At 34.1% G+C, this 19,869-nt stretch carries 20 protein-coding genes, 1 tRNA gene and 1 pseudogene; 9 read left to right on the top strand and 13 right to left on the bottom strand.

The features are described 5' to 3' along the window. Positions 1-136: 136 nt before the first annotated feature. The 4 genes from AD60_RS04535 to AD60_RS10700 are packed head-to-tail and all read left to right on the top strand — an operon-like array spanning position 137 to position 2,468. Entirely contained in the window at positions 137-1,300 is a 1,164-nt protein-coding gene (locus AD60_RS04535) for a glycerol-3-phosphate acyltransferase (RefSeq protein ID WP_103876473.1), read from the top strand. Positions 1,301-1,328: 28 nt separating this feature from the next. Then, positions 1,329-1,580, top strand: coding sequence for a response regulator transcription factor (locus tag AD60_RS04530; RefSeq protein WP_233186818.1), 252 nt, complete (start codon positions 1,329-1,331; stop codon positions 1,578-1,580). A 22-nt stretch (positions 1,581-1,602) separates the two neighbouring features. After that, a complete protein-coding gene (locus tag AD60_RS04525; protein WP_103876472.1) occupies positions 1,603-2,253 on the top strand; it encodes a cell wall metabolism sensor histidine kinase WalK in 651 nt (216 codons plus the stop codon). After that, positions 2,244-2,468 carry a sensor histidine kinase gene (locus tag AD60_RS10700; protein WP_103876663.1) on the top strand — a complete coding sequence of 75 codons (225 nt, stop codon included), beginning with the start codon at positions 2,244-2,246 and terminating at the stop codon, positions 2,466-2,468. Before AD60_RS04525 ends, AD60_RS10700 begins: the two co-directional genes overlap by 10 nt. A 17-nt stretch (positions 2,469-2,485) precedes the next feature. Here AD60_RS10700 and AD60_RS04515 read toward each other — a convergent pair whose 3' ends face one another. From AD60_RS04515 to AD60_RS04475, 9 genes are all read right to left on the bottom strand, one after another. After that, positions 2,486-4,195, bottom strand: coding sequence for an NADH-dependent [FeFe] hydrogenase, group A6 (locus AD60_RS04515; RefSeq protein WP_103876471.1), 1,710 nt, complete (start codon positions 4,193-4,195; stop codon positions 2,486-2,488). Next, the gene (locus AD60_RS04510) at positions 4,192-5,406 is read right to left on the bottom strand and encodes an NADH-quinone oxidoreductase subunit F (protein WP_103876470.1); all 1,215 of its coding nucleotides are present in this window, start codon (positions 5,404-5,406) and stop codon (positions 4,192-4,194) included. The genes AD60_RS04515 and AD60_RS04510 overlap by 4 nt, the downstream gene beginning before the upstream one ends. 11 nt (positions 5,407-5,417) lie before the next feature. Then, positions 5,418-5,837 carry an NAD(P)H-dependent oxidoreductase subunit E gene (locus tag AD60_RS04505; protein ID WP_103876469.1) on the bottom strand — a complete coding sequence of 140 codons (420 nt, stop codon included), beginning with the start codon at positions 5,835-5,837 and terminating at the stop codon, positions 5,418-5,420. 269 nt (positions 5,838-6,106) lie between these two features. Then, entirely contained in the window at positions 6,107-6,547 is a 441-nt protein-coding gene (locus tag AD60_RS04500) for a PspC domain-containing protein (protein ID WP_103876468.1), read from the bottom strand. A 25-nt stretch (positions 6,548-6,572) separates the two neighbouring features. Beyond that, positions 6,573-7,046, bottom strand: coding sequence for a DUF402 domain-containing protein (locus tag AD60_RS04495; RefSeq protein WP_103927396.1), 474 nt, complete (start codon positions 7,044-7,046; stop codon positions 6,573-6,575). A 94-nt stretch (positions 7,047-7,140) separates the two neighbouring features. Further along, positions 7,141-8,373 (bottom strand): DUF1015 domain-containing protein, encoded by a 1,233-nt coding sequence (locus AD60_RS04490; RefSeq protein WP_103876466.1) that lies wholly within the window; start codon positions 8,371-8,373, stop codon positions 7,141-7,143. 2 nt (positions 8,374-8,375) lie between these two features. Further along, positions 8,376-8,813, bottom strand: coding sequence for an rRNA maturation RNase YbeY (gene ybeY / locus AD60_RS04485; RefSeq protein ID WP_233186816.1), 438 nt, complete (start codon positions 8,811-8,813; stop codon positions 8,376-8,378). Positions 8,814-8,820: 7 nt separating this feature from the next. After that, a complete protein-coding gene (locus AD60_RS04480) occupies positions 8,821-10,236 on the bottom strand; it encodes an HDIG domain-containing metalloprotein (protein WP_103876464.1) in 1,416 nt (471 codons plus the stop codon). 22 nt (positions 10,237-10,258) lie between these two features. Further along, positions 10,259-11,140: a PhoH family protein gene (locus AD60_RS04475; protein WP_103876463.1), complete on the bottom strand. Its 882-nt coding sequence runs from the start codon at positions 11,138-11,140 to the stop codon at positions 10,259-10,261. Positions 11,141-11,354: 214 nt separating this feature from the next. Here AD60_RS04475 and ylqF point away from each other — a divergent pair, with 214 nt between their 5' ends. Beyond that, positions 11,355-12,170, top strand: coding sequence for a ribosome biogenesis GTPase YlqF (gene ylqF / locus AD60_RS04470; RefSeq protein ID WP_103876462.1), 816 nt, complete (start codon positions 11,355-11,357; stop codon positions 12,168-12,170). Positions 12,171-12,194: 24 nt separating this feature from the next. Here the strand turns inward: ylqF and AD60_RS04465 are convergent, their stop codons facing one another. From AD60_RS04465 to AD60_RS04455, 3 genes are all read right to left on the bottom strand, one after another. Further along, entirely contained in the window at positions 12,195-12,785 is a 591-nt protein-coding gene (locus tag AD60_RS04465; protein WP_103927395.1) for a phosphate propanoyltransferase, read from the bottom strand. Positions 12,786-12,898: 113 nt separating this feature from the next. Continuing rightward, positions 12,899-13,996 (bottom strand): ribosome biogenesis GTPase YqeH, encoded by a 1,098-nt coding sequence (gene yqeH, locus AD60_RS04460; protein ID WP_103876460.1) that lies wholly within the window; start codon positions 13,994-13,996, stop codon positions 12,899-12,901. A gap of 150 nt (positions 13,997-14,146) precedes the next feature. After that, the gene (locus AD60_RS04455) at positions 14,147-15,418 is read right to left on the bottom strand and encodes an MFS transporter (protein ID WP_103876459.1); all 1,272 of its coding nucleotides are present in this window, start codon (positions 15,416-15,418) and stop codon (positions 14,147-14,149) included. Positions 15,419-15,558: 140 nt separating this feature from the next. Between AD60_RS04455 and AD60_RS04450 the strand changes: the two genes are divergently transcribed. From AD60_RS04450 to lpdA, 3 genes are all read left to right on the top strand, one after another. Continuing rightward, positions 15,559-15,632 (top strand) — tRNA-Gln (locus AD60_RS04450). Positions 15,633-15,718: 86 nt separating this feature from the next. Next, positions 15,719-16,051, top strand: a complete 333-nt coding sequence (locus AD60_RS04445) for a carboxymuconolactone decarboxylase family protein (RefSeq protein WP_103876662.1) — start codon at positions 15,719-15,721, stop codon at positions 16,049-16,051. Between the two features lie 237 nt (positions 16,052-16,288). Further along, positions 16,289-17,644: a dihydrolipoyl dehydrogenase gene (gene lpdA / locus AD60_RS04440; RefSeq protein WP_103876458.1), complete on the top strand. Its 1,356-nt coding sequence runs from the start codon at positions 16,289-16,291 to the stop codon at positions 17,642-17,644. A 192-nt stretch (positions 17,645-17,836) separates the two neighbouring features. Here lpdA and AD60_RS04435 read toward each other — a convergent pair whose 3' ends face one another. Further along, positions 17,837-18,805 (bottom strand): aldo/keto reductase, encoded by a 969-nt coding sequence (locus tag AD60_RS04435; RefSeq protein WP_103876457.1) that lies wholly within the window; start codon positions 18,803-18,805, stop codon positions 17,837-17,839. 192 nt (positions 18,806-18,997) lie between these two features. Here AD60_RS04435 and AD60_RS04430 point away from each other — a divergent pair. After that, positions 18,998-19,869, top strand: a pseudogene (locus tag AD60_RS04430) (methyl-accepting chemotaxis protein); the annotation flags it as partial.

The following is a 19,869-nucleotide window of genomic DNA, read 5'->3' as shown; positions in this document are numbered from 1 at the left end:
AAGTCAATCTTGATTTTACTTGATCATAGTCAATGTACTCCGATTAAATGCAAATATTTTTGATTAGATTAATTTTTCTCATTTTTTCTAAGGATTTGAAAAACTAGAGTATAATTAAAAATAAGAGGTGAGTGGTATGAAATTGTTAATCTCTTTGGTTACAAGTTATCTTATTGGTTCGATACCATGGAGTTATATTTTTGCAAAAATTTTTTCAGGAAAGGATATTAGAAAAGAAGGAACTAAAAATGTTGGCACAACTAACGCTTGGAAAATAGCCGGACCTGTAGCAGGTGTATTGTCTTTCACAGGAGATTCTACCAAAGGGGTTTTGGCTATTTTAATTGGTTTTACGCTTGGTATAGGTAAGAGTTGGTGGCCATTACTTGCTTTAGTTGCAATAATAGGTCATTCTTGGTCTATTTGGCTGAAGGGTAAAGGTGGTGTTGGGGTAGCAGCCTCTGTGGGATCTTTTGTTATTTTGTTTCCATTAGAGTCTGCAGCTTTTGGTATATTAGCTGGAACATTATGGCTTACTTTTGGTAAGGGGATAATGTTTGTTTTGTCATTTTTATGGCCTTTTGTTATTTTGATAGGATATCTGAGAGGTACTATGGATTTATTGGGTATTATTTTGACTATTATTTTGGTGGCTTGTCTTTTTATTAAAGGTTGGGAGAATTTGAAAAATGCTTTCCAAGAGGTAAAAGAGCCTTTAAAAGAGAATTTTGTTAGAAGAAAGCTCTGGCGTTATATGGGCTTTTTGTTTCCAGCACTTGCTTACCCTCTCTGGGGTCCTGTAGTTTTTAGTTATATTGTTGTAATTGCTGGTTTAATAGCACTTTCTCTTGAATTAATAAGAAAATATTCAAAGAGTATAAATGAATTTTTGAAGAAAATTTTTAAACCCGTTGGAAAAAGTGAAGAAGCTCATAAGATTTCGGGAACAAGTTATTTTCTTATGGGTTCAGCTATTGCGGGATTGTTCCCTGTTCCATATTCTTTGATCTCTATTGTGATGTTAGTACTGGGAGACTCTTGGGCTGTGTTGGTAGGAAAAAAGAGGGGTAAACATCAATGGTTGAAAGGGAAGTCCGTGGAAGGGAGTTTAGCATGTTTTTTCATTTCTTTTGTATCAGGAGTTGTTTACATGAATTTGCTCGATTTACCAATTAGTTATATGAGCTTGGTTGCGGGTGCACTTTCGGCAACTGTTGTGGAGGGGTTTGGTGATTGGTTAAACGATAATTTGACTATGGCTCCAATAGCAGCTTTTTTCATGTGGCTGGTTAATATATAAAAAGTCGTTTCTTTCATAAAAGTTTAATTTGAAAGTCAGAAAATTAGTTTTTGATTTCGATGAATTATTTGCAAGGGTTAGGTCTTTGCTAAGAAGAGAAAGTTTTACTCGCAACCCAATTCTTAAAGTAGGAGATTTAACTTTAAACACCTTAACAAGGGAGGTTTGGATGGGAGAGAAAAAATTAAAATTAACCCCAAAGGAATACAATATCTTGGAGTATTTTATGAGAAACCCAAAAATAGTAGTTACCAGAACTATTCTTGAGGAAAAAATGTAGGATATCGACTGGTGTTTTGGTAATGATTCTTGCAGGGATCGGAGGATTTTTTTACGCTGATAGTTCTCTTAAACCTGTTGAAAAAATTATAAATACTGCAAAGAATATCGAAGAAAATAATTTGAATGAAAGAATAAAAGTAAAGTCACAAGATGAGTTAGGAAGGCTAGCCTCCACATTGAATCAAATGATTTCTAGACTTGAAAAAGCCTTTGAACAACAGAAGCAATTCACCGCAGATGTTTCTCATGATTTGAGAACGCCATTTTCTGTAATTCAAGCTGAAAGTAGTTTGTCATTGAAAAAAGACAGATCCATAGAAGAGTATAAAAAATCTTTAGAGTCGATCTTAGAAGAAACTTCTTATATGTCAGAAATTATCGATAAATTGCTTTTTTTAGCTAGGAGTGATAACAAAACTCAATTTTACAATTTTACGAAAACTAATTTGAGATCTTTGTTGGAGGAAGTCATAAAAAAAGTTAGTCCTTTATACCACAACAAGGGGTTAACTTTGCAAGTTGAAAAATTGGAAAAGTTAAATATCTTGGCAGATAAAGATAAATTAAAAGAAGCTATTATAAATATTTTAGATAATTCTTTAAAGTACACGGATAAAGGAAAAGTTACTATTTCTTCTGTTAAAATTAGTAATTTTGCTAAATATCCATAGAAGACACCGGTAGAGGTATTCCCCAAGAAGATTCACATAGAATATTCGATCGTTTCTATAGAGGAGATAAAGCAAGGACAAGCAGTGAAAAAAGTACTGGCTTAGGGCTGGCAATTGTCAAAGAGATCGTTAATGCTCATAATGGAAGAATAGAAGTGGAAAGCGAAGTCGGAAAAGGAACTGTGTTTTCTTTATTTTTGCCTATTGAAAAATAAGGGCCAAAAGGCCCTTATTAACTCCTTGCAACATAAGTTGTGTGCAACAATTCATGAGATTTCTCGCTTAATGGTTCTTCTAGAAATTCTTCGTATAAAGTTTTAATAGCAGGGTTTTCATGAGATTTTCTTATTGGTAAGGATCTGTCAATTTCGTATATCGCTTGCATCCTTTTTAGAATTATTTCCTTGTTTGTTGGGATAGGTTGACCACCTCCACCAATACATCCACCTGGACATGCCATGAATTCCACAAATTGATACTCTTTTTCACCACTTTTGATCATTTCTAAAACCTTTCTGGCGTTACCTAAACCATTCACGATAGCTACTTTTAAATTTATTCCATCAATTTCCACGGTAGCTTCCTTTATTCCTTTAATGCCTCTAACGGCTTCAAAGTCCAATTTTTCTAATTCTTCACCAGTTATTACCTCGTAAGCAGTTCTAAGAGCAGCTTCCATGACACCACCTGTTGCTCCAAAAATAGCGCCGGCACCAGAAGAGATACCTAAAGGTTCATCGTATTCTTCCGGTGGAACGTTCAGCAAATCTATACCAGCTAGTTTAAACATTTTTGCCAATTCGCGGGTGGTTAATACATAATCGACATCGCCCTTCATTTCTGGTCTAACCCGTTCAAATTTCTTGGCGGTACATGGCATGACAGAAACGACAACCATATCTTCTTTTGAGATTCCTAATTTGTTTGCATAATATGTTTTGGCAATAGCTCCAAACATCTGTTGAGGAGATTTACACGATGAAAGGTTATCAATAAATTCGGGATAATTATGTTCTAAGAATTTAACCCATCCTGGACTACAAGAGGTGAATAAAGGAAGCTTCCCATTGTTTTTAAATCTTTCAAGGAATTCATTAGCTTCTTCCATTATCGTTAAGTCAGCAGCAAAGTTAGTATCGAAGACTTTATCAAATCCTAACAATCTTAACCCTGCCACCATTTGTTTTGTTGCGATTTTTCCTGGTTCGGCATCGAATTCTTCAGATATTGCAACTCTAACGGCAGGAGCCGTTTGAACGATTACAAATTTACTTTCGTCAGAGAGAGCAGCCCATACTTGGTCCATTTGATAAACCTCATGTAATGCTCCTGTGGGGCATTCTAAGATACATTGTCCACAATTTGTACAATCTACGTTCCCCATACCTTTGTCCATGAAAGTTGTAACGTATGTATCTGGCCCTCTGTTTGCAATTGTTAATATGTTAACCGACTGGACTTCTGAGCATTTTCTGACGCATCGGTTACAAACGATACATTTTTGAGGTTCTCTGACAATTGAATAACTGCTTTGGTCTTCTGATAAACCATTAGATATCGGGGGGACCCTTATTTCAGTTACACCTATTTCTTCAGCAACCTCTTTTATCTCACAACTGCCGGATTTTGAGCATGTAAGGCAATTTAAGTTGCAGCTTATTCCATGAGAAGCTATTATCAATTCCATGATAGTTTTTCTTGTTTTTCTTACTCTTTGAGAATGAGTAAAGATTTCCATACCATCGGTTATTTTTGTTACACAAGCTGGTTTTAAGGTTCTTTCACCCTTTATTTCAACAGAGCAAAGTCTACAACTTCCAAAAGGTTCAAGCTTTTCAGAATAACAAAGTGTTGGTATTTTTATGTGAGCGTTCTTTGTGGCATCTAAAATACTAATTTCATGGTCAAATTCATATTCTCTGTTGTTTATCTTTACTTTCATACTTCCACCTTCTTTGTGTAAAATTTCTCAAACAGGGAGAGAATGAGGTTCAACGAAGATTCTCCAAATCCACAGCGTGCTGCAGAACTTACCGCGTACTGTATATCAGAGATTATTTCTATATCTTTTGAAGTTGGATATCCTCTTTTATATATATCCGAAACGATTTTGCTTATATTCTTGTTTCCTTCTCTACATGGGAAACACGTTCCACATGTTTCGTCTCGGAAAAAGTCGGAGACATTTTTAACGATTTCTAAATAATTTCTTTGTGAAGAAACTACTATCATTCCGCCAGATCCGATGTTACTCCCCATTTTTTGAAGATTTTCATAGGTGTAAGGTACATCTAATTCCTCTTCAGTTAATATTTCGGTGGAAATTCCACCTGGTATAACAAAACCGATTTTTTCTCCTTTAACCCCTCCTGCCAATTCTTGTACGATATCTCTAACTGTTAACTTTCCAAATTCTACTTCGTAAACGCCTGGTTTGTTAACGTCACCACTGATAGAGACTAATTTTGTTCCTCTACTTTTTTCAGTTCCCATTTCTGAATAAGGGTTGTTATCATAGTTCATTATTTCTGCTGCTGCAGCTAATGTTTCAACGTTATTGACAACTGTCGGTTTACCATACAATCCCTCAAAAACTGGTAAGGGAGGCTTTATACGGGATTTTCCTCTGTCTCCTTCAATGGAATTAATTAAAGATGTTTCGTCTCCACATACGTAGGCGCCTGCACCTCTCACTAACTTCAAATCAAACGAGAAATCTGAGTTTAGAATATTTTCTCCCAATATATTTTTTTCATAAAGTTTTTCGATAGCTTTCTTAACGATTTTTATTGCTTCTACGTATTCACCTCTAATGTAGATGTAACCATATTTTGATCCAGTGGCATAACCACTGATTATTATGCCTTCCAAAACTTTAAAGGGTAGATTTTCCAACAAAAATCTGTCTTTGAAAGTTCCTGGTTCTCCTTCATCCGCATTACATATGATAAACTTGGTGTCATCTTCAATTGAAAGCACCGTTTCCCATTTTATACCTGTAGGAAAACCGGCTCCCCCTCTTCCTCTTAAACCACTTTCTTTTATTTTGCTGATAACTTGTTGGGGCTGCATCTTAAAAACATTTTTCAAGCCTGGAAAGTCGTATTCTTCCAAACTTTTACCCAAGTCCTTTTTTAGAAAGATTCTTTCCATGTATTCCCCTCCTATTCCAGTGAATCGAGTATTTGAATAGCCTTTGTAACCGTCAGATTGGTGTAATAAGTATCGTTAACCATCATTACAGGTCCTTCATCGCAATGTCCTAAACATTCAACTACCTCTAATGTGAATTTTTTGTCTTTTGTGGTTTCATTTTCTCCAACTTTGAGATAATCTTTTAGGGCTTTAACTAGTGCTGCTGACTCGTTTAATCTACATGAGACACTGTCACAAACACGTACGATGTATTTCCCAGTTGGTTCAAGATGGAACATAGAATAAAAACTGATCACTCCGTACAACTGAGCTTTGGGGATGTCTCTTTTTTGTGAGATTCTCAAGATATCCTCTTCAGAGATGAACCCGTATGTTTCTTGAATATCGTGAAGTTCTTCCAAAAGTTCTTTTTCATAATACTTTTCCATTCCTTCGCCTCCTTTTATTTTTGAGATGCAAAAATTTTAATGGTATTTATTAATAGAATCTAAATTGTTAATATTTTCATTAAATTTGAGCAATTTTTAACATATTTATGTGAAAAAAAGCACTAAAATAATACTATATACACTCTTAAAAAGCTTTCTTTAGAGCCCCTTCGCCCTGCAGCCCGCCCTTATTAAGGAAGGGACCTGCGGTCCCTTAGACCCCGCAGCCCACCCCTAAGGATAAAAGAGTCTTTGCCTTTCGTCCGAAATTATTTTTTGGTTCTTGATTTGGAAATTAAATATGCCCCAATTCCAATCAGTAATATACTTATCACGATTTTGATAAAATTTCTAAAGAAGAATGTAGAAGGAGTTATCATACTTACTAAAATAATTAGCCCAATTACGATAAATAGTAAAGCAAATAAACCTATGACGACTTTTCTGTCTTCGTCTTCTATATTATGTGAAATATGACTATGCCCGTTTTCGGGTGTTTCTTCAAATTGTTCAGAATAATTATTTCCTTGAGGTTGAGGGGGAATTATAAAAATTGCGATTATGTACAAAATAACTCCGAATCCCCAAACTAAACTTAATACAATCCACAACAATCTTATGATGACTGGATCTATTTGGAAATATTCACCTAAGCCTCCACAAACGCCAGCTAAAATCTTGTTTTCTCTGGAACGATAAAGTTTTCTCAATATTTTCCCCTCCAGTTATGAGTTATTATACTATACTAGTTTTGTTTTTCAAAAGCCAATTAATAGCGTTTGTGCCAAATCTGAGTTGAAGAGCGCCGATTATACCCAAATAATTAAAATTATTAATAAACTGCTCAAGAGTTATTAAAATCTTTTGTATATCAGAAAAAGTGATTTTTTTGCAATCAAAAGCATTTAATAATTCGTCCATATCGAGTATTTTGTATTTTAAGTTGTTATAAACTAGAAGATCCAATTCTTGATCTTGAAATTCAATATTGTCGGTGTTGACATTGTATTTACCAAAATCTATATAAATGAGATATTTAGACATTTCGCCTTTCTCATCATGATAATAGGTTAGCATAACGTCGTCACTGGGGCATAATATGCGTTTTATGAAATCAACTGAGTTATGCGAAGATAAAATCTTCCATTTTCTTTTAATTCCGTACAGATTATTTTCAAATATCTTTATCTCATCTACTTGAATTTTCATGTCAACGGCATGAGTTTTTATTTCTTCGATTTTGTTTTTTAAATCAAAATTATAGTATTTTATCTATACCACCTCTAACGCGTGAGAAAAAGTGTTAGCTTATTTCGTGAATTAATAAGCCACTCCTCAATTTTGGTTCAAACCAAGTGGATTTAGGCGGCATTATCTTGTTCATGTCAGCAACTTTTAGGAGTTGGTCTATTTGAGTAGGATACATAGAAAATCCAACTTTCCAATCTTTTGTATCTACCCACTTTTCGATTTCTTTTACGCCTCTAATACCACCAAGGAAATATATTCTTGGATCGCTTCTGGGATCTTTTATGGAAAGTACGGGATCCAATAGATATTTTTGTAATATTTGTACATCTAGGTTTTCAACAGGATCTTCACTTTCTTCACCTTTAAATGTGAGTTTGTACCATTTTTTTTGAAGATACATTCCAAAAGAGTGTGAGGAATCAGGAGAATAGGGAGAAAAGGGAGCTTCTTCTACTTCAAAATAGGAACCGATCTTTTTCAAAAATTCTTCTTCTTTTAAACCGTTTAGATCTTTAACTATTCTATTGTATGGGAGTACCCTGAGTTCATTGTGTGGGAAAATGACCGCCATAAAATAATTGTATGGTTTATTCAAAGAGTAATTCGTGTCTTTTTCTTTCATTATTTTTTGAGCTCTGGAAGCTGCAGCAGCTCTATGGTGTCCATCTACAATGTAAAGATAATCGATGCTGTTAAAAGTTTTTTCGATTTGTTCCTTTTCGTCTTCTTCTTGGATTTTAATAAGTTCATGTTTAACATTGTTTTCATCGCAAAAAGAATAAAGAAATTCTTTGTTTTTTATGATCTTGTCAATGATTGTTTTTAAATCCTCTTGGGCTTTGTAGGTTAAGAAAACAGGTCCAGTTTGTGCATTTAAATTTAATATGTGATTTGTCCTATCGTCTTCTTTGTCCCTTCTGGTTAATTCATGCTTTTTTATAATTCCTTTATCGTACTCATCTACACTCACAACAGCAAAAAAGCCTGTTTGAGAAACCCCTTTCCAGGTTTCTCGATAAATATAAAAAGATGGCTCGGAATCTTTGATTAATACTCCATTTTTGATAAAGGATTCAAGATTTTCGTTGGCTTTTTTGTAAATAGCCTCTTTAGAATCTTCTTCAGCCTCTACTTCGGACCTTGTTACTCTCAAAAAAGAATTGGGATTTCTAGAGATTATTTCCTTAACTTCATCCTCTTCAAGTACATCGTAGGGTGGGCAAGAAAAACACTGTTCTATCCCTTTATATGGTCTTAAAGCTTTAAAAGGTTTTACTGTAGCCAACACTATCTCCTCCCGCTTTTAATTAATTGATGAAAATATTGTTCTTGAACTTCGAACATCTTTTTTGCATCTTCTTCAGAGTTTTCATGATCGTAGCCAACGATGTGTAGTAAGCCATGAATAAGTATATAATAGAATTCTTCTTCAAAGGAATTGCCAAAATCAGGGGCCTGTTTTTCTATACTTTCAACAGAGATAACAATATCTCCAAGGACAGGTTCATTTAAACCATATGAAAAGGATAAAACATCTGTCGGTATACTTTTGCCTCTATAGTTATTGTATTCGCTTATACTCTTATCGTTGGTAATTAGTATGTTTAATTCAAAATTTCCTTCGCCAACCTCATTTAAAAGAACTTTTTTGGCGATATCTTTGATTTTTTTAGTGTCTATCGTTCTTAAATCTTGTTGGTTTATAACGTTTATTTTCAAAGGCATCCTCCCTCTACTCTCTAAGTTCTTTTGCTTCAACTTTGGGGTAGGCTATCCTTTTATGGTTCATTTCCATTATTGTTCTAACAATACGACCTTTCATCTTTTTGATTTCTTTAAGTGTTAATCCACAATCATCTAACTGTCCTTCAAAAAAAAGAGAATTTATCAAATTATCAAGCTTTTCATTAAGGCCCACAGCGTTTAAGTCTTGCATACTTCTTACCATAGCTTCGGTTACATCACATATCATTAGTATGGCAGCTTCCTTAAATTTAGGAATGGGTCCAGGGTATCTGAACATGTTGGTATCTTTTATCCCTGTTTGATTATAATATTCTCTGTAAAAGAATTGCTTAACCCTTGTACCATGATGCTGTGCTATCATATCCTCTATTAGTATGGGTAAACGGTGTTTTTTTGCCAATTCGATACCATAGGTAACATGGTTGTTTAATATCAAAGAGCTTAATTTAGCACTTATATCGGTATGAGGGTTTTTATTCTTTTGGTTTTCTGTGAAAAACTGAGGTCTCCACACCTTCCCTATATCGTGGAAATAAGAGCCTACCCTAGCTAACACCGTATTTCCATTGATAATTTCAGAAGAACTTTCCGCTAAGTTAGATATGATCATGCTGTGATAGTATGTTCCTGGTGCTTTCAATGAAAGATTTTTTAGCAAGGGATTGCTTAAATTACCCAGTTCCAATAAACCGATCTCTGAATAAACTCTGGTTAAGTATTCAAAGAAGGGTAAAATACCCATGGTTACAAACATGCTTAAAAAATTACTTTCGATTATTATTAGATAGTTTAAAGGAGTATAGTATAAGTTAATTACATAAGCAACGATAATTTGTGTTAAACTAGCCCAAAAAAATGGAAGTATTATCTCTATTCTTCTTTTGATCTTTCTGGATGATAGTGCGACAACCGCTGCAGGTAAAAATAAGAAAATTGTGAATTTTAAATCAAATCCGAATAAAATACCGAAGTAAGCAGAAAATATGAGACCCGAAATTAAGCCACTAGAGTAATCTATTAGTAAAGTTATTATCAAAGTACTCAATATTATCGATATTGCAAATATATTCACATATTTATAAACAAAAAGGTTCAGTAAGATATTGAAAAAGAGCGGCGTTAAAAAAGCCGCCCAGTAATTTTTAGGATGAAGTTTAAACATCTTATTCTTTGGTAAGAAAAATTCTCCGATAAATATCCAAAATACAAGAAATACTAAATTAAAACTCAACTGAAAATTCAACGATATTCTGTTAAAAATGAGCCATTCTGTGAATAAAGCTAAAAATATAAAAAGAAAAATCCTAATTATAAAACCCTTATTTTTAGAGAAAAATAAATTAACTTTTTGAAAAAGATTTTTATCAGTCCGCTTAGTATTTTCAGTACTTTTGTTCTTCATATAATGAAAAACACTTCCTTATTTATACAGAGTTTTCATAATCTTCATAGGCTTTTATAATTTCTTTTACTAAAGGATTCCTTACCACATCGTTATTTGAAAGCTCAATGAATTTTATTCCTGAAATGTTACCATTCAAAACCTTTCTAACAGATAGTAACCCCGAATCTTTCTTTTTTTCTAAGTCTATTTGAGTGACATCTCCAGTGATGACTGCCTTAGTGTTGAAACCTATCCTTGTTAAAAACATCTTCATTTGCTGATAAGTTGTATTCTGAGCTTCGTCTAAAATAATATAAGAATTGTTTAACGTTCTACCTCTCATGTAAGCTAATGGAAGTATTTCTATAATACCTTTTTCTCTGTATGAAATCAGTTTGTCAGTATCCATAAAATCAAGTAAAGCATCGTACAAGGGCCTTAAATACGGGTCAACCTTTTCATAAAAGTTACCAGGTAAAAAACCTAATTTTTCTCCTGCTTCAACAGCGGGTCTTGTTAATATTATCCTTTGAACTTTACCTGATCTTAAATAATCCACCGCCATAGCAACTGCGAGATATGTTTTGCCTGTTCCGGCTGGTCCTATACTAAAAACTATGTCATTATTTTTTAAGTAGTCGATGTAATTCGCTTGGCCCTCAGTTTTTGCGAATATTTGAGTACCCACAATGCGGGTATTGATCACATCTTTCATCGATTTTTTCTTTTCTTCAGTCTTCGAACCATTCCCTTTGGTTTTATACCTAGAAACCACGTATTGAAATTCATCCCAATCAAGTAAATGACCTTCGTCTAAAATTTCTAAAAGTTCTGTGAATATCTTTGATGTCTTATTGACCGAGTCGTCGTCCTTCCCTTCGATGAAAATTTTTCTGTTTTTATAGTGTATATCTACGTTCATCTCTTTTTTAATGTACTTTGTTCGGCTATCATAAGCCCCAAAAATTTCAATCGGTTCAATATTTTCAGGTATAGAGATAGAATATCTCAGAATAGATTATCCCTCCTCTTTGATCTTTTTACAAAATAAGGTATACTTTTATTACTATTATTATACCACAATTTAAGAAAAATAAAAATAATCGTGAAAATAACTGTTTAAAGGGGTTAAGAGCATGTGGTATCCAGGGCACATAGAAAAAACAAAATCTTTGATAAAAAAGCATTTAAAACTTGTCAATGCCATAGTAGAGATCCTTGATGCAAGGGCTCCATACGCGAGCAGAGCATACGAAGAAGAACAACTTTTTAGGAACAAAAAAAGAATAATTGTTCTCAATAAAAAAGACCTTTGCGACATGAAAAAAACCAAGTTATGGGAAAAGTATTATAAAGAGAAAAGTGAGGATGTTTTTTCACTTAGTCTCAATGAATTCAATGTGAAAGACTTTTTTTTAAATCACATTTATCCCATCGTCCCTCAAAAGTTCAATGAAAAAACTCTTATGATAGTTGGTATACCAAATGTTGGTAAGTCTACCTTTATAAACCGTTTAAAAGGTAAAAAATCTGCAGCAGTCGGCAATAAACCTGGGATGACAAGAGGGTTACAATGGATAACCGTATCGAAGGACTTAAAAATTCTTGATACACCGGGTGTGTTGTATCCAAAACTTTTTAACAAAGATCTTGTGAACAAATTAATTCTAATTGGTTCTCTAAAAGCAGAAGATTCGGAAATGGACGAAGCACTCTTCTATCTTTTTGACTTTTTGAAACGAGAGTATACTACTATTTTGGATTCAGTTTTAGAAGAATGGGACAACTGTGAAAATGCAATTGAATTCATTGAAAAATTTTGTATGAAGAGAAATTTTCTAAAAAAAGGCGGGGTTCCAGATTACGAAAGGGGAAGAAATATCTTTCTGAAAGAAATATCCGAAGGAAAATATGGGGGTATAACCTATGAAATACCTTCTGATATTGATTGAAAAAACCGGTGAATACACCGGTTTTTAGAATTTTTCTATAATTTTGATATAATCTCCGTTGTTGAGTAAAGCTGCATTAGCTTCGTCGATATCAACATGAAACTCTAATGCAAATTTTTCACTAACTCTAATCAAAACATCTTGAAAAACAAGTCTTCTTCCTTCTTTGTCACAATATACTGAAACTAAGTCTTTATCCTTAACGCCATAATGTTCGGCGTTCTCTGGGTGCATATGTATGTGCCTTATGGCGATGATTACACCCTTGTTTAACTGTATTTCACCAACAGGTCCTTTTATTGTAATCCCTGGTGTTCCCTCTATATCTCCTGAGTCTCTAACAGGAGGGTTTACTCCCAATTTAAAAGAGTCGGTTCTAGAAATTTCGACTTGTGACTCTTTTCTCACAGGGCCTAATATTCTCACTTTTTGCAAAGATCCCTTTGGCCCTATCAAATCTACACATTCTTCAGATGCGTATTGCCCCGGCTGTCCCAACTGTCTCAAAGGAGTTAATTCATAACCTTCACCAAACAACTTTTCCAAATCCTCTTGTGATAAGTGTACGTGTCTATTGGATACCCCAACAACGATTCCTGGTTCTTTCAATTGCAAGTTTTAACACCTCCATAAATGATGAAATCCTACTCTCTTTGAAGCTCGAAAACTCTATAGGCAGCGCCCCTTCACCCCGCAGCCCACCCGCAATTGGTTCTTATGAAATTTTCCTATTTCATCGATTTTCTTACCAGATACCTGAACTCTTTAGGTTTTGAGATCTCGGCTATTAAAGGGCCTCTTTTTACGGAAAGCCATCCCACCCCGGGAAGGGCTATATCATTTCCCTTATCAATCTTTACAATTTCTTTTTCAAACTCTATTTGGTTAAAATCAAAATTTTTATCATAAGGCGGAAATAAAACCTCTCTATTGTGAAGTAAGTCATTAATTCTTTCTTCTTTTGCCCTATGAGCCGATATCTCTTCTGGAAGAAATACCGTGATTATGGGGGGTAAATTGTTAACACCATTCTTTAAAACTTTCATCCAGAGCAATCCGCTGATAAAAAGAACATTTTTTTCATTCACTGTGAAAGTTTTAATCTTAATTTTTTTAAAAGGAATCATCTTAACTTGAGTATAAATATCAAAAAAATCACACAATCTGTCTTGAGTGAAAATACCTGGTGTATCGAACAATTGTAAGTTTGTGTTAGGTAATTTTGCTTTTAATACCTTCAAAGTGGTTCCAGAATAAGCACTTACAGTTATTTCTCCCCCCACAAGTCTGTTCAAAAAAGATGATTTACCTACATTGGTTACCCCTACTACTAATGCCTTTTCATTCTCTTTTTGCAAAAGCAGTTTCTTTGTTTTTTCTATTCCCATACCTGTTTTAACACTGACCATTCTCACATGATCATCGGGAATATTTAGACCCATTTCTTTGATTCTCAAAAACAACCAATTTTTTAATTCTGTGTAAGGTGTGCTTTTCGGTAGGAGATCGATTTTATTAACTATTAAAAAAATATTCTTCCCTTTTATTTTTTCAGCAATCTCTTTTCTAAATGTGCCTTCGAAATCTATAACATCTACCACCCACAAAACTGTTTTGAAATCCTTCAAAATCGTGTCAATTTCATGGGAAAAATCGGAATTTATTGTTATAGGCAACAAATAATTATAATGCTTTAATTTAAAGCATCTTTGGCAAACTAAAGATTGGTTGTTTTCCATTTTTTCTTTTAGAACGTTCTCAGGGATATATCCTGGTTTTTTAGGGTCTTCCATTTGTATCTCTATACCGCAGCCTTCACATTTCATAATAATTATTGACTCCATCAGAAAAACTTTTTAAGTGAGATGAAATTCGCAATTATTTTCCCATAAAATAGTTTCTAACATTTGAACCTATGTTAAAAAAACCCCAATACTCACTTATTTTTGAGTATTGGGGCCAAAAGTTTTTGTCCCTCAATCTACCTCTTTTTTCATAGTTTCGGGTAGAAAGATAAAGTTTAATATTCCTGTCAGCATGAAAAGGATTGCAATCCCTATCAATCCTATATTTATGTTGCCTCTTTCAAGAAAATATGAAGTATAAAAAGGTGCGATGAAGCCAGAGAACCTAGTTAAGGCACCTGAAACACCGTTAGCTGTTCCTCTCATAGTTGTTGGATAAAGTTCAGGAGTGTAAGCATATGTCAACCCCCACTCACCCATACAAAAAATGGAAACCACTAGACTAAAAATCAATACTAATAGATTTGAAGAAACACTGGCGAATATAATGAAAGAAATAGCTGTTCCTAAAGCAAATAATAAAACGCTTTTTCTTCTTCCGATCTTCTCAATAAGATACGCTGCTAATAAATAACCTGGTAACTGCGCTAAAAACATGTAAAAAGTGTACCAATCTGTCAAAACGATATTCACACCTTTCTGAGCTAAAATCCCTTTCACCCAAACAAAAATACCGTAATATCCAAAACTCATAGTAAACCATAACAGAAGTATATTGAGACTTCTAACTAAATAACCTTTTTTAAAAAGTGCATTAATGGTTACTTTTTCCTTCTTAGGTAAAGTAATTTTTTCTTGAATGTTGTAATTAAAAAGTTTTTCAAACTTCTCTTTTTTCTCTCTTATTAGCAAGTACTTTGGAGATTCAGGGACGGTAAATAAAAGCAAAAAAGGAATAAACCCAGCCCCTAAAAATATATAATCCAACCTCCAAGTAAAATTTCTTGCAATAAACATATGGATAATAGCGATGAATATGCTTCCAATTGCCCAGCTGCTTTCTAAATAAACTAAGTATTTGCCTCTAATTGAAACATTCAAAAATTCTGTTAAATATGCGTTTAAAACAGGCATCGAACCTCCAAAACCAATACCAGATAAAATCCTAAAAATAATGAAAAGAGTTGGAGAACCTATAAAACCACTAAGAACACTGAAAAAACTTCCGAGAAACAACAAAAACATTGCAGACTTCTTTCTGCCAAAGTAATCTGAGATAATTCCAGCACTCAATGTACCTATAAACATGCCTATAAAAGTTGAACTAGCAATCGTTGAAGCGAAAATATTAGACAAGTTCCATTCTTGTATAAGTAGCGGAAGAGTGAACGAAATTATCATTACATATGCAGCCACCATAGCCCATCCCAAAGAAGTAATAAGTAATAAATAATTTCTTTGAGATTGAGAAACTACTTTTTCTATCAAGGAATCAAAAGTCATAAAAAAGCCTCCTTCTATGTTTTGTGTAGACTACCTTTAGAAATTTCAAAATTCTAATGTATATACAGTATATACTAATTATATCATCCCCAAATTTACTTGTCAACAAAAAAATTTTGTGATATAATAATTTAGCTGATTGGGGGATCGTCTAATGGCAGGACAGCGGACTCTGACTCCGTTAGTGGAGGTTCGAATCCTCCTCCCCCAGCCAATACAATAAAGGATCCTTCAAAGGGGTCCTTTTTTAGATTTGTAAAATATTGAACAAAAATTATAAAAGGGGTGATTACCGTGAGTATGAAAGATAGTTTTCAAAAAGCAATGGGCTGGATGAAGGAGTTTTCTAAGACAAATCCAGAGCAAATGAAGAGTTTCCAAAACATGATGGAGGCAATCGAAAAAGAAGAAGGAGCCGCGCTTGATAAAAAGACTAAAGAGTTAATAGCTGTTGCACTTTCTATAGCCAGAGACTGTGAATGGTGTATCGCGTGTCATGTGAAATTTGCGTTAGAAGCAGGTGCCACAGAAGAGGAAATTCTGGAAGCGGCGTGGGTTGCAGTTTTGATGGGTGGAGGTCCAGCTTTAATGCATGCAGGTTTGGTTTTGGAAGCGTTAAAAGATCTAAAATAATAGTGAATTATGTCAAAGGGGAGGAAAGCTCCCCATTTTTGTTATAATAATATTAGAAAGATTAAATCAAACGGGCTTCTAGGCGAAGGGTAAAAAGACTTTTATTCTTATGAGTGAACTGTCGTGGTGGAGGATAAAACTTCCTTTCCTTTTGGGTTGGGAGCGGGGGAAGGGGCTATATATAATATTTTAGAGATATAAAAAGCAGAACATCAAATTAAATGGGAGGAAATTCTAATGTACGATGTTGTTGTTATCGGCTCAGGTCCAGGCGGTTATGTGGCGGCAATAAGGTTATCTCAATTAGGGAAAAAGGTTGCCGTTGTTGAGAAAGAAAATCTTGGTGGAACTTGTACTAACAAAGGTTGTATCCCCACAAAAGCAATGTTGACCTCTTCACATCTTTACGAAGAGATTTTAAAAAAATCAAACAAATTAGGCATAAAAGTAGGTGAAGTTACTTATGAAATAAACGAAATAATGAAACATATGAAAAAAGTTGTTCTACAATCCAAAAAAGGTATAGAATATCTATTTAAGAAAAATCATATCGATTTAATACAAGGTACCGCTGAAATAATCGATAAAAATCATATAAAAGTTGGCGAAAAAACTGTAGAAACAGAAAACATTATTTTAGCACATGGCTCAGAACCAATAATTTTTCCACCTTTCGATAAAATTGAAGGAATTTGGACAAGTGATGATGTATTTACGATGAAACAGATGCCAGAATCGATTTTGATAGTTGGTGGAGGGGTAATCGGTGTAGAATTTGCTACATTTTTTGCAAGTTTAGGTAAAAAAGTCTTTGTCGTTGAACTGCTTGAACATATTCTTCCCAATGAGGATAAAGATGTTGCAGAAGAAGCAAAAAAATCTTTGGTTAGAAAAGGTGTGGAAGTCTTAGAAAAACATAAGGTTGTAGATATCCAAAAAAATGAAGATTCATACGTATCGAAAATCGATTTCAACGGTGAAACCAGAGAAATAATAAGCTCAAAGATTTTACTTGCTGTGGGAAGAAGACCTGTTATAACGCAAGATATTAAAAATTTAGGTGTAGAGATAGAAAAAGGTGTTAAGACAGATTCCAAAATGAGAACAAACGTAGAAAATGTATATGCAATAGGAGATATTAGAGCCCACATAATGTTAGCTCATGTAGCTATGAATGAAGGGATAGTAGCCGCCCACAATATCGCAGGCGAAGCCAAGGAAATGGATTACAGTGCTGTGCCAAACATTATTTTCTCTAACCCAGAAATAGCAACTGTTGGGCAAAAAGAAAAAGAAATTGATCCTGAAAAAGTTATCATTTCAAAATTCCCTGTATCTGCTAACGGTAGAGCGAGGACTATGGAAGAGAGAGATGGTTTTGCAAAGATAATAGCTGACAAAGAGACTAAAAAAGTATTAGGTGTAACTATTGTATCCCCGAACGCGACAGATATGATTATGGAAGGAGTTTTGGCTGTAAAGTATGGAATGAGTGTAGAGCAACTAACAGATAGTATACATCCTCACCCAACTTTAACGGAAAGTATCCTAGGTGCAGAGGAAAGCGTGGAAGGATTAGCTATACATATTTAAAAAAGGACTTTTTTAGTTTCATTTTTAAAGGAAATAGCAGATAACTATTCACTGAAGAAGCACACAAAAGAGTTGCATTGTCTTAAATATAACTATTTCCAATGTTTGTGGCTTGACATAATCAAAGTCTGAGGTCCTTTAAGCTAAAGAAAGTTAAAAGATCCCACCAATTCGGTGGGATTTTAATCATTTTTATAAGGGTTTGTTGTTTAGAATTTTTTCAATTTCTTCCATTACGCTGTCTGTAAGTTTTTCTTTTATCTGAGAAGCCTTTACATTTTCTTCCACCTGTTCTGGTTTACTTGCACCGGTAATTACGGTGCTAACGTCAGGATTTTTCAATATCCAGGCAATAGCAAGCTGAGCCATTGTTGCGCCTAAATCGTTAGCTATTTTTGTCAATTTTCTGACCTTTTCGATATTTTCTTGAGATAATAGTCCGCCTTTTTCGAACTCTTCTCGTAAGTTTTCAAATTTTGCAAGTCTGCTGTCTTGGGGGATTCCATCGTTGTATTTTCCGGTTAATACCCCACTGGCCAACGGACTCCATGTGGTTAATCCTAATCCATGTTTTTCATAAAGAGGTTTAAATTCTTTTTCAACTTTGGTTCTAACTAACATATTGTATTGAGGTTGTTCCATTGTGGGCGGAATAAGATTCCTTTTATCCGCTACTAGATAAGCTTCTTCCAATTGCTCCGCACTCCATTCAGAAGTTCCCCAATAAAGAGCTAAACCGTTTCTTATTATATAATCCATTGCGAATACCGTTTCTTCAATGGGGGTTGTAGGATCTGGCCTATGGCAAAATATAAGGTCCACATAATCAACTTGTAGCCTTTTTAGAGAGTTCCAAGTTCCTTCTAAAAGATGCTTCCTTGATAGCCCTCTATCGTTTGGGCCTTTTCCAGCCCAAAATATTTTTGTGGAAATTACAAGATCTTCTCTTTTGTACTCTTTGATTGCCATTCCCATTAGAGATTCAGAAAGACCATTAGCGTAGGCTTCTGCGTTGTCAAAAAAGTTAACGCCGTTTTCATAAGCGGTACGCAAACACGATTTAACCCCTTCTGTATCTAGTTGGTTTCCAAAAGTTAGCCAAGATCCGAATGAAATCTCACTTACTTTTATACCCGCCTTACCTAAATTGTTATATTGCATAATCTGCCTCCTCCTCCTTCTTCTTTAATTATACTATATACCATTATACCATATATTATCTTTAATTTTTCATTTCGCATTATATCTATTAAAAATAAAAAAATATTCTTAACAACTTTTTATTTGCTTTTCTTTGCCTTTTTATATTATAATTATACCTAAGATAATTGAAGATAAAGGAGGAAAAATTCTATGTCGTTCAAAAGCGTAAGAGGAAGGATAATTGCAATTATCGTTGTAATTTTTGTCTTATTTGGGGCAGCGATATTTTTCAATATTTTTTCTTTGGCAAGGTCCAACGATGGGTTGGGTAGTTATAGGGATTTATCTGAGGTAACGAATCAAATCTCTGAAATAGAAAATAACTTTTTTGGAGCAGCTTTAGCCTTCAAAGACTATGTAGTTAACTATGATGAACAAACAAAAGAAACTTTTACTCAAAATATCAACACAGTTCAAAGTTTCTTTACAGGTGAAAGTACCGATTCTACAGTTGTGCAAAACGTAATCACAAAGATAGGAGAGTATGAAAGTAATTTTAATCAAATTGTTCAATTGAACGAAGAAAAAAATAGACTCGTAAATCAAGATTTTAAAGATATATCCAATGAATTACGTCAAATTATTACCGAGTTTAAAACCTTAGCCCAAGAAAATAATATTTCAACCCTTGTTTTTTATGCTAATAGTTTACTAAATAAATTGGATAATATAGATAATTTATCTTCCATGTATTTTTCATCCAAATCTCTTGGTGATAAAAACAATATTTTAAACGCTTTTAATGAATTGGATTCTCAACTTTTGGTTATGCAATATGGACTAACCTCAGACGAACCAACTGAAATGTTCAACAAGATGAAAGGCATATTTGAACAATTCAAAAACACATTCAATCAAATAGTCACAGCTATAGAATCCCAGGAGCCCATAATCGAGCAGATGGAGCAAGCAAGGGTAGAGATACTGAACCTATTAGAAGAACAAAGAATGGAATTAAAAGTTCAACAAGACACCTTAGGTCCATCACTCATAGAAGAAAACAACAGAGCAATAACCTTGAC

Origin of the sequence: Petrotoga sp. SL27 (genome assembly GCF_002924605.1) — a bacterium.
Taxonomy (GTDB): domain Bacteria; phylum Thermotogota; class Thermotogae; order Petrotogales; family Petrotogaceae; genus Petrotoga; species Petrotoga sibirica.
Note: the sequence above shows the minus strand (reverse complement) of the source record. Positions and strands in the feature narration are given on the sequence as shown.